Consider the following 9,802-nt stretch of genomic DNA (forward strand, 5'->3'; position numbering starts at 1 on the left):
AGCGCCGGGCCATGCCCGGCGAGAGCGGTGAAGCGTGCCGACCAACGGTCGGCACCCACCAGGTTCAAGGTGGCACCACCGGGTTCAAGGTGGCACCCACCATCCCCCACCGTTACCTCGGCAACAACGGCAACAGCAGCGCGTGCGCGTCCACCAGCGAGCCGACGATGCGGTGGCCGAGCGCGCGCAGTTCTTCATCGGGATGCACCAGGTCCGGTACCTGGATCACCGTCATGCCGGCCGCCAGCGCGGCTCGTGTGCCGGCCGGGGAATCCTCCAGCGCCAGGCAACGTTCCGGCGCCTGTCCCAGTCGCTGCGCGGCCAGCAGGTAGATGTCCGGCGCCGGCTTCGGCCGCGCCACATCGCCACTGGTGATCACCGCATCGAAGTACGGCAGCAGCCCAGCCGCGGCCAGCTTGCGGTTGGCCCGCGGCTGCCGCGTGGTGGTCGCCACCGCGCGCGGCACCGCGTGCGACTTCAACAACTCCAGCAGTTCCAGGATGCCCGGCCGCAGCGGCAACCCGGTCTGCGTGCGCTCCTCGTACAGATCATGGCAACGCGCGGCCATGGCCTCGATCATGCTGTCTTCGATGCCCTGCTGGCGCAACAGCGCCTGGCTGTCGCGGTCGCCAAGGCCGACCATGCGCACGAAGAAGCTGGCATCCAGGGGCAGGCCGAATTCCTCCGCCGCTTCGCTCCAGCATGCAAGCGACACACGCTCGCTGTCGATCATCAGGCCGTCCATGTCGAAGATGACGGCGTCGGGCAGGAACGGCAGCGCAGCGATGGAGGTCATGGAGCGAACAACGTATCCAGGTCGGTGGAGGTCAGCAGCCGCCATTGCCCTTCGGCCAGTCCCTGCAGGTCCAGGCCACCAACACGGCTGCGGTGCAGTGCCTGCACGTGGTTGCCTGTGGCAGCGAACATGCGGCGTACCTGATGGTAGCGGCCTTCGTGCAGTACCAGGCGCGCCCTGCGCGGGCCGAGCACCTGCAGTTCAGCCGGCAGCAGGGGCGTCTTCTCCGCTTCCAGCATCAGCGTGCCGCTGGCAAACAGCGCCACCTCGTCACCACGCAGGTCTTCGGCCAGCTCCACTTCGTAAACCTTGGGCAGCTTCGACTTCGGCGAAATGATCCGATGCAGCAGGTTGCCGTCGTCGGTCAGCAGCAACAGGCCGCTGGTCTCGCGGTCCAGGCGGCCGACGGTGGACAGCACCGGGTCGCGGTCGCGGAAGCGCGGCGGCAGCAGGTCGTAGATCAAGCGGCCCTTGTCCTTGGTCGAGCAGGTGTAGCCGGCCGGCTTGTACATCGCCAGCGCCAGGCCCACCGGCGGGTCCAGTGGCTCGCCGTCCACCCGCACCGCTTCATGCGGCACCTGGTCGTCGGCGTACAGCACCTCGCCGTCGGCGTCGGTGACGCGGCCTTCGCGGAACATCCACTGCACCTGCTTGCGGCTGCCGTAGCCGAGGTTGGCGATGTGCTTGACCAGCTTCACCGGGCCTTCCCCTTGCCCTTCACCGCTTCGACCAGCTTGAAGCCATCGCGCTCGGCAACCACGCGCACCGCGCCGAAGCTCTCGTTGAGCGTGTACTCGTAGGGCAGGTGGCGGTTGGCCACCACGTACAGGCGCCCACCCGAGCGCAGCGCCTGCGCGGCCACGGCGATGAAGCGCTGGCCGATGTCCGGGCGATCCGCACGCGAGGGCGTGTGGAACGGCGGGTTGCTGATGATGACGTCGTAGTCCGGCTCGATACCGGCGGTGACGTCGCGCCACAGGAAGCGCAGCGGCACGGGGCGCGGTGGCGGCGCCAGATTGAGTTCGGCCAGGTCCAGCGCGCGCTTCTCGGCCTCGTACAGGTCCAGCGCGGTGATCTTCGGGCAGCGCTCCAGCAGCTCGCGCGACAGGTAACCGTAACCGGCACCGAGGTCTGCCGCACGCCCGGCCAGGTCGGCCGGCAGGTGTTCGGCCAGCAGCGCCGATGCCGGGTCGATGCGGTCCCAGGCGAACACGCCCGGACGGCTGAGGAAACGGCCGCCGACGATCGGCCGCACCGCGTCCAGCGTGGCCCAGCGCTTGGCCAGGTCCGCATCGTGCTGGCCCTGCAGCGGTGCGGTCCAGAACACGCGGCAGTGGTTCTTGGTCAGGCTGCCGCCGAGTCCGGTCAACTGCTTCAGGTCGCCTTCGCCGGAACGTGCGCCTTCGTTGTTGTGCTGGCAGGCCACGATGCGGCCACCCTCGGCAACCAGCGCCCGGGCACGGGCGAACAGCGCGCGGGCTTCCTCGCGCTGGCGCGGCGGCAGCACCAGCACCAGCGGGTAACGGCCGCGGCCGGCAACATCATCCAGCTGGCCGCTGACGGTCCAGCCAGCGGCCTGCTGCAGCGGCTGCGCGAACGGGGCGAAGCTCTGCTCGCAATCCACCTGGCGGCCGCCGGCCTGCTCGCGCAGGGGCCAGCCGTCACGGGCGCGCAGGAAGGCCACCGGACCCTCCGGCCAGCGCAGGGCACCGCTGGAGAACGGCAGGAACAGGGTCTGCAGGGGGGCGTCGTCGCTGGATGCCATCGGCGCGGGTACTGGAAGCGTGAGGGCCGTCCATTGTACCGGCTTGTCCGGCCCGGCCCCGAACGCCGCTTTGCGAAACTTCAACGTTGCCTTGATGCCGCAGCAACATGCCAGCGCTCAGGGTAGAAGCTCCCCCGCAACCCATGGAGATCCTGCATGCGAGCCTTGTTCGTCGGAGGTGTCGTCGACAACAGTGAAATGGACCTGGAAGGCAGCCATCCCCCCGTGCATTACCCGGAGGATACCGGCGGCGGCCATTCCCGCTATCGCCTGCACCAGGTCGGCCACGGTGCCGATGGCAGCGTGGCCTACGCGGTCTACGGCGCGCCGGATCTGGCAGACGATGAAGTGGCACGGGTGGCCGAGGAGCGCGCCTATGAACGCAGGTTCGAAGCGACGGCAACCCTGTTCGAGCATTGACCAGCGCAGCCACGCATGGACTATCGCAGCCACGCATGGCGTGGCTCTACTGATCGAATGATCATCGCATCCACGCGTGGCGTGGCTCTACTGTTCGACTGACCACCGCAGCCACGCATGGCGTGGCTCTACTGTTCGAATGACCACCGCAGCCACGCATGGCGTGGCTCTCCAGTAGATCCCCGCCATGCGTGGATGCCGCAGAGGCCGTCAGCGCGTCGGCGGCAGCTCGCGGATGCTGGCGATTTCATCCAGCCACACGTGATGCTGCTGCACCGGCGCATCGAGATCGTCCAGCCGCAGCTGCCCATTGCTGCCTTCGTCGCCGGCGTCGTTGCGGTACTGCTGCAGCGTCGGCTGCACTGCAACCGTGCCCAGCAGGCGTCGGCCATCGTGCAGGGTCAGCTGCACCTGGGTCTCCCCGCGCAGCTGCGGCAACAGGGCTTCCAGGTGCGCGATCTGCGCGGGATCGGTATGGATTCGTGGAGCAATACGGGACATCGGCGACCTCCTGAACTGCAGGGTCGCCGATCGTCCGTGAATGCTCAGTGCAGCAGGCTGTCCCCGCGCGTGGCCTGCACGCGCCGCACCACACCCACCAGCTGCGCCACCGAATACGGCTTGGCCACATGCTCCTGGAAGCCCGAGGCCAGCGCGCGGCGGCGGTCGTCGGCGCGCGCCAGCGCCGTCACCGCTACCGCCGGCAGCGCTGCCGCGTCCACGCCCAGGTCCTGCCGCAACGTGCTTACCAGGCCATAGCCATCCATGCCCGGCATGCCGATGTCGGTCAGCAGCACCTGGTACTGCAGGTGGCCATTGTCGGCCAGCAGCGCCAGCGCCTCGCCCGCCGAACTGGCGGCGGACACGCTGGCGCCCTGCTCTTCCAGCATGCGCCGCAGGTACTCCAGCACTTCAGGCTGGTCTTCCACCGCCAGCACATGCAGGCCACGCAGCGGGTACGGTTCGACCACCATCGGTTCCAGGATCGGACCGCTGACGACCTCGCGCAGCGGACGCCGTTCGGCATCGGGCAGATGCTGCGGCAGGCGCACGGTGAAGGTGGAGCCGTGACCATGGCCATCACTGGCCGCGCTGACCGAACCGCCGTGCAGTTCGACCAGCTGCTGCACGATGGCCAGGCCCAGGCCCAGACCGCCATGGCGGCGGGTGGTGGTGCCGTCGGCCTGGCGGAAGCGGCTGAACAGATGGTTCAGGAACTCCGGCGCGATGCCGTCGCCGGTATCGCGCACGGTGATCGTCCAATAGTTGCCATCGGCCTGCAGCTGCACGTCGATGCGGCCTTCGGCCGGGGTGAACTTGATCGCGTTGGACAACAGGTTCCAGAACACCTGCTGCAGCCGGGTGGCATCGCCCAGCACCTGGCAGGGCTGTGCCGGCAACTGCAGGGTGACGTCCAGCGCCTTGCCCTCGGCCACCAGCTCCTGTGCGCCCATCGCTTCGTTCAACTGGTCGCGCAGGTCCAACACTTCCACTTCCAGCTGCACCTTGCCCAGCAGCATGCTGCTGAGGTCGAGCATGTCCGAGATCAACCGCTTCTGCGCGGTCGCGCTGTTGGCGATCACGCCCAGGCCCTTGTACAGCGGGCTGGTGGAATCCACGCGCTGCAGCAGCAGTTCGCTCCAGCCCAGGATCGTGGTCAGCGGCGTGCGCAGCTCGTGCGACAGCGTGGCCAGGAACTCATCCTTCAGCCGCGCCATGTTTTCGGCCGCACTACGCGCGGCACGCTCGGACTGCAGCAGTTCCTCGCGCGCCAGTTCGATCTCGCGACGCTCGGTGACATCCGGGCTGCTGCCGGCCAGGCCGATGAAACGGCCCATCCGCGAAAAGCGCGGACGTGCGTTCATTTCCAGCCAGCGCCACTGCCCATCGGCACGCCGTGCACGCACCAGCGCATGCATCGAACGCTGCGCCTTCAGCGCTTCCTGCAGTTCGTATTCGAATACCGACGCATCGTCGGGATGCACCAGGCCGCGCCAGACATCTTCCGGCACCCGGTTCTCGTCGCCGCCGAAGAACTCGCTGAAGGCACTGTTGACGAAGCGGGCGTGGCCGCGCTCGTCCAGCACCCACACCGGCATCGGCAGGCCATCGGCCAACGCACTGAAACGGGCCTCGCTCTCGCCCAGCTCCACTTCCATCTGCTTGCGCGCGGTCACGTCGAAGAACAGGATGCCGACCTTGTCCTCGCCCGGCTGGCCAACCCGCACGGCATCCACCGCGAACGTGCGCCCGAGGGCACGGGCATCCATCTCGAACTGCGCCGGCCGCCCGGTCCGGGCCACTTCGCCATAGATCCGGAACCAGTCACGTTCGTGGTGCGGCTCCAGCGCGCTCATGCGCTTGCCGCAGGCATCCTTCAGCCCGGTGTGGCGCTCGAACGCCTCGTTGACCTCGAGGAAGCGGTAATCGATCGCCTGGTCACCGTCGAACAGCACCTGGATCACACAGAAACCTGCGTGGATGCGCTCAAGCACGCCATGGTGCAGGTCGGTTTCGGGCGTCGGCACCATCAAGGGTGAGCGCTCCACGAGGGGCGGCAGTGTGGACAAGGGCGTGGGAGGAAAAGACCGGATGGAGGTACAGCATCTTCCAGAGTGCGTATTCACAGCGTCAAGCGCCGTCAGTCACGGTTGACGACCATGAATTGGCGGCAACTGTTGACGCATTTGACGCTACTGACCATTGCTGCGGCCCTCCAGCGGGATCACACTCGATCCGAGATCATCATCCTCCCCGCTTCGGGGACGCAGGAGACTGCCATGAAAGGTTCGCTTTCAACCGCCCTGCTGCTGGCCGGCATGCTTGCCGTGGGCAGCGTGGCCGCCGCGCCGCGGACGGTGACCGCGCCCGATGCGCCGCGCGCGCTGCAGGCCGATGGCCCGGTCAGCGTGCAATGGAACGATCCAGCCAACTTCACCGAGATCCGGCAGAGCACCAACCGCTTCGAGGCTGAACGCGGGGACTGGGTGCAGCAGCTGGCACGCTACGTACAGACCAGCGCCGCCAAGCCGCTGCAGGCCGGGCAGACGCTGGAGGTGACCCTGGTGGACGTCAAGCGCGCAGGCGACTACGAGCCCTGGCATGGCCCGCGTGGCCGCGACATCCGGATCATGCGCGACATCTACCCGCCGCGGATCACCCTGCAGTACACGCTGAAGGACGCCAGCGGGCGCATCATCGATGAAGGCGACGCCCGCCTGAGCGACAGCGGCTACCTGCACAACATCGGCCTGAAGAGCGATACCGATCCGCTGCGCTATGAGAAGCGCCTGATCGATGATTGGGTGAAGCGCCAGCTGACCTCGCGCGTTACCGCTGCCCGGTAGGTGTCGACCTTGGTCGACACACATTCGCAGCGCCGACCAGGGTCGGCAGCTACCAGAACCGGTCAGTCCTGGTAGATGCGTGCCACGCGCTTGACGCCGCACGGCAGCTGGTAGGCACTGACACCGCAGCGCGGCGCCAGCTCGGACAGGGTCGGCGCCGTACCCCACAGTTCCACCACGCTGCCAACACCGGCCTGCGCATGCGCGGTCAGGTCCACGGTCAGCATGTCCATCGACACGCGCCCGATCAGCCCACCGGGTTGGCCATCGATCAGCACCGGCGTGCCATTGGGGGCGAACTGCGGATAGCCATCGGCATATCCCAGTGCGACCACGCCCACGCGTGTGCGCGCCTTGGCCACGAAGCGCGCACCGTAGCCGACCGGCTCGCCGGCTTCGATCCAGCGCTCGGCGAACACCTTGGACTGCATCGTCATCACCGGGCGCAGTCGCGCGGTGAGTTCACTGTTGTCCGGCAGCGGATTGGCCCCGTACAGCATCAGGCCCGGGCGCACCCAGTCACTGCGCACGTCCGGCCAACCCAGCAGCGCCGGCGAATTGCAGATGCTGGTCTCGCCTTCAAGACCATCGATGGCCTCGACGAAGGTCGCGGCCTGCTCACGGGTACGCTCGCTGTCCAGTTCATCCGCGCGCGCCAGGTGGGTCATCATCACGATGCGCGCCACCTGCGGCAGTGCAGACAAACGTGCGTGCGCGGCGCGGAAACCAGGAACGTCCAGGCCCAGCCGGTGCATGCCGCTGTCCAGCTTCAGCCACACCGTCAGCGGGCGCGGGCTGTCGAACGCGACCAGCGCTTCCAGCTGCCACGGCGAACCGACCGAGAACCACAGGTCATGCTCGGCCACCAGCGCCATTTCGCTGGGCTCGAAGATGCCTTCCAGCAGCAGGATCGGCGCACGGATGCCGGCCTGGCGCAGTTCCAGCGCTTCTTCGATGGTGGCCACGCCAAAGCCGTCGGCCTCGACTTCCAGTGCCTGCGCACAGCGCACCGCACCGTGGCCATAGGCATCGGCCTTGAGGATCGCCAGCGCCTTGCCACCGCCCAGTTCACGGGCCAGGCGATAGTTGCTGCGCAGTGCGCCCAGGTCGATCAGCGCGCGGGCAGGACGCATGTGCGGTTCTCATGTTGCGGGGCGTGGCGGTACTGGCCGTAGCGGAAGATATCCAGGCCTTCGGTGCTGATCTGCGGCTGGCGCGCGCTCATCAGGTCGGCCAGGTAGCGGCCCGAGCCGCAGGCCATGGTCCAACCCAGCGTGCCGTGGCCGGTGTTGAGGAACAGGTTGCGGAACGGCGTGGCGCCGATCACCGGCGTGCCGTCCGGCGTGGCCGGGCGCAGGCCGGTCCAGAACTCGGCCTTGGCCAGGTCACCGCCCTTCGGGTACAGGTCGCGCACCACCAGTTCCAGCGTCTCGCGGCGGCGCGGCGACAGCGACAGATCGAAACCGGCCACCTCGGCCATGCCGCCGACGCGGATGCGGTTGTCGAAGCGGGTCACCGCCACCTTGTAGCTCTCATCGAGGATGGTCGAGGTGGGTGCCATCGCCGGATCGGTGATCGGCAGGGTCAGCGAGTAGCCCTTCAGCGGATACACCGGCAGGCGCATGCCCAGCGGCGCGACCAGTCCCGGCGAATAGCTGCCCAGTGCGACCACGAAGCGGTCCGCGGTTTCCAGCGTGCCGCCGATGCGCACGCCGGTGATGCGGTCGCCGTCGGATTCCACGCCGGTGATGTCCTGGTCGTAACGGAACTCGACCCCCGCTTCGGCCGCCATCTGCGCCAGGCGGCGGGTGAACAGCTGGCAATCGCCGGTCTGGTCGCGCGGCAGGCGCAGCGCACCCACCAGGCCATCGACGTGGGCCAGCGCAGGCTCGGCCTTGATGATGCCGGCACGATCGAGCACTTCGTACGGCACGCCGTACTGGGCCAGGATCTCGATGTCCTGCGCCGATGCATCCAGCTGCTGCTGGGTGCGGAACAGCTGGGTGGTGCCCAGGTCGCGCCCTTCGAAATCGATGCCGATCTGCGCACGCAGCTCGTTCAGGCAGTCGCGGCTGTACTCGGACATGCGCACCATGCGCGCCTTGTTGATCGCGTAGCGCTCGTGGGTGCAGTTGCGCAGCATCTGCCACAGCCAGCGGTACTGGGCCAGGTCCATGCCCGGTTTGATCGCCAGCGGTGCGTGCTTTTCGAACAGCCAGCCGATGGCCTTCTTCGGCACGCCCGGGGCAGCCCACGGCGAGGTGTAGCCGAAGGACAGCTGGCCGGCATTGGCGAAGCTGGTTTCCAGCGCGGGACCGGGCTGGCGGTCGACGACGGTGACTTCAAACCCGGCCTGTCGCAGGTACCAGGCACTGGTGGTGCCGATCACGCCGCTGCCGAGGACTAGGACTCGCATGGGAATTCTCCAACCCGATCATTCCCTGCATTTGCGTGCGCAGGGGCCATAATCGGGGAAGTATATTCTTCCGTATCCAGATGATTTGCCTGATTTCAGCAAGGGAGTCAGGATATTTCCCTGTGATTCATTCCCCGAGCTTGACGCCCATGGCCACCCGTCCCCGCGAGCTGGACAAGATCGACCGCAAGATCCTGCGCATCCTGCAGGCCGAAGGCCGCATTTCCTTCACCGAGCTGGGCGAACGGGTCGGCCTGTCGACCACCCCATGCACCGAGCGCGTGCGCCGGCTGGAGCGCGAAGCGGTGATCACCGGCTACCACGCGCACCTGGACCCCACTGCGCTGAAAGCGAGCCTGCTGGTGTTCGTGGAGATCAGCCTGGCCTACAAATCCGGCGACATCTTCGAGGAATTCCGGCGTTCGGCGCTGAAGCTGCCCAACGTGCTGGAATGCCATCTGGTGTCGGGCGATTTCGATTACCTGCTGAAGGCACGGATCAGCGAGATGGCGTCCTATCGCAAGCTGCTCGGCAGCACTCTGCTGACCCTGCCGCATGTGCGTGAGTCGAAGAGCTACATCGTGATGGAAGAGGTCAAGGAGACCTGGGCGCTGCCGATTCCGGATTGAAACGACCGGCGGCAGCGGGACCAGACCCCGCGACGCGGGCTCTGGCCCCTGGTTGCATCAGCGCTGCTGCGGGTTCTTCATGGAACCCTGTTGCGGATGCTTCTTCTGCTGCTCGTTCGGCTGCTGTTGCTGTTGCTGCTGCTGGCGCTGCGGTTCCTGCGGTGTTTTGCCCTGCTGTTCCTTGCCGGGATGACGGTTCTGCTGGTTGGCCATGATCGTATTCCAAGGGGACGAGGGAAGCGCGACGACAGGGATGCCGGCGCAGGTCCACCGTGGTCCTGGCACGGTTAATCGCAGGCGAAAAACGGGTGATGCGGGGTGTGCAGGGCGGGGGCTGTTTTCCGGCGTTCATGTGGGTGGCGGGTTTGCTGCCAACGGCTGAGCCCCTCGTGGCTGGGGCCGGGTGCGGTGCTGCGAGTGGGCCGGGCG

At 67.3% G+C, this 9,802-nt stretch carries 11 protein-coding genes; 3 read left to right on the forward strand and 8 right to left on the reverse strand.

Features of this window, described 5'->3' with window-relative positions:
• Positions 1–112 precede the first annotated feature (112 nt).
• From ACUXVE_RS19860 to ACUXVE_RS19870, 3 genes are read right to left on the reverse strand one after another with little or no spacing between them, the layout of a single operon-like run.
• Complete coding sequence (locus ACUXVE_RS19860) at positions 113–796, reverse strand: HAD family hydrolase (RefSeq protein WP_033830258.1); 684 nt, start codon at positions 794–796, stop codon at positions 113–115.
• Positions 793–1,494, reverse strand: coding sequence for a pseudouridine synthase (locus ACUXVE_RS19865; RefSeq protein ID WP_080150140.1), 702 nt, complete (start codon positions 1,492–1,494; stop codon positions 793–795). Before ACUXVE_RS19865 ends, ACUXVE_RS19860 begins: the two co-directional genes overlap by 4 nt.
• Complete coding sequence (locus ACUXVE_RS19870; RefSeq protein WP_445515009.1) at positions 1,491–2,561, reverse strand: class I SAM-dependent methyltransferase; 1,071 nt, start codon at positions 2,559–2,561, stop codon at positions 1,491–1,493. The genes ACUXVE_RS19865 and ACUXVE_RS19870 overlap by 4 nt, the downstream gene beginning before the upstream one ends.
• A gap of 156 nt (positions 2,562–2,717) precedes the next feature.
• Here ACUXVE_RS19870 and ACUXVE_RS19875 point away from each other — a divergent pair, with 156 nt between their 5' ends.
• A complete protein-coding gene (locus tag ACUXVE_RS19875) occupies positions 2,718–2,981 on the forward strand; it encodes a hypothetical protein (protein ID WP_080150143.1) in 264 nt (87 codons plus the stop codon).
• Between the two features lie 210 nt (positions 2,982–3,191).
• Here the strand turns inward: ACUXVE_RS19875 and ACUXVE_RS19880 are convergent, their stop codons facing one another.
• Both ACUXVE_RS19880 and ACUXVE_RS19885 read right to left on the reverse strand, forming a co-directional pair.
• On the reverse strand, positions 3,192–3,482 hold the full coding sequence (locus ACUXVE_RS19880) for a DUF3247 family protein (RefSeq protein ID WP_222390881.1): 291 nt from the start codon (positions 3,480–3,482) through the stop codon (positions 3,192–3,194).
• A 44-nt stretch (positions 3,483–3,526) separates the two neighbouring features.
• On the reverse strand, positions 3,527–5,512 hold the full coding sequence (locus ACUXVE_RS19885) for a hybrid sensor histidine kinase/response regulator (protein ID WP_258954408.1): 1,986 nt from the start codon (positions 5,510–5,512) through the stop codon (positions 3,527–3,529).
• Positions 5,513–5,761: 249 nt separating this feature from the next.
• Between ACUXVE_RS19885 and ACUXVE_RS19890 the strand changes: the two genes are divergently transcribed.
• Entirely contained in the window at positions 5,762–6,328 is a 567-nt protein-coding gene (locus tag ACUXVE_RS19890; protein ID WP_093821350.1) for a DUF3016 domain-containing protein, read from the forward strand.
• A 62-nt stretch (positions 6,329–6,390) separates the two neighbouring features.
• Here the strand turns inward: ACUXVE_RS19890 and alr are convergent, their stop codons facing one another.
• Entirely contained in the window at positions 6,391–7,461 is a 1,071-nt protein-coding gene (gene alr, locus ACUXVE_RS19895) for an alanine racemase (RefSeq protein ID WP_222390885.1), read from the reverse strand.
• The gene (locus tag ACUXVE_RS19900) at positions 7,440–8,744 is read right to left on the reverse strand and encodes a D-amino acid dehydrogenase (RefSeq protein WP_222390887.1); all 1,305 of its coding nucleotides are present in this window, start codon (positions 8,742–8,744) and stop codon (positions 7,440–7,442) included. The genes alr and ACUXVE_RS19900 overlap by 22 nt, the downstream gene beginning before the upstream one ends.
• A gap of 149 nt (positions 8,745–8,893) precedes the next feature.
• On the opposite strand from ACUXVE_RS19900, the gene ACUXVE_RS19905 reads away from it, so the two are divergent.
• On the forward strand, positions 8,894–9,373 hold the full coding sequence (locus ACUXVE_RS19905; RefSeq protein ID WP_445515010.1) for an AsnC family transcriptional regulator: 480 nt from the start codon (positions 8,894–8,896) through the stop codon (positions 9,371–9,373).
• 57 nt (positions 9,374–9,430) lie between these two features.
• On the opposite strand, the gene ACUXVE_RS19910 is transcribed toward ACUXVE_RS19905, so the two are convergent.
• Positions 9,431–9,586 (reverse strand): lana protein, encoded by a 156-nt coding sequence (locus tag ACUXVE_RS19910; protein WP_093821356.1) that lies wholly within the window; start codon positions 9,584–9,586, stop codon positions 9,431–9,433.
• Positions 9,587–9,802 lie beyond the last annotated feature (216 nt).

This window comes from Stenotrophomonas sp. 3(2025) (genome assembly GCF_052665395.1).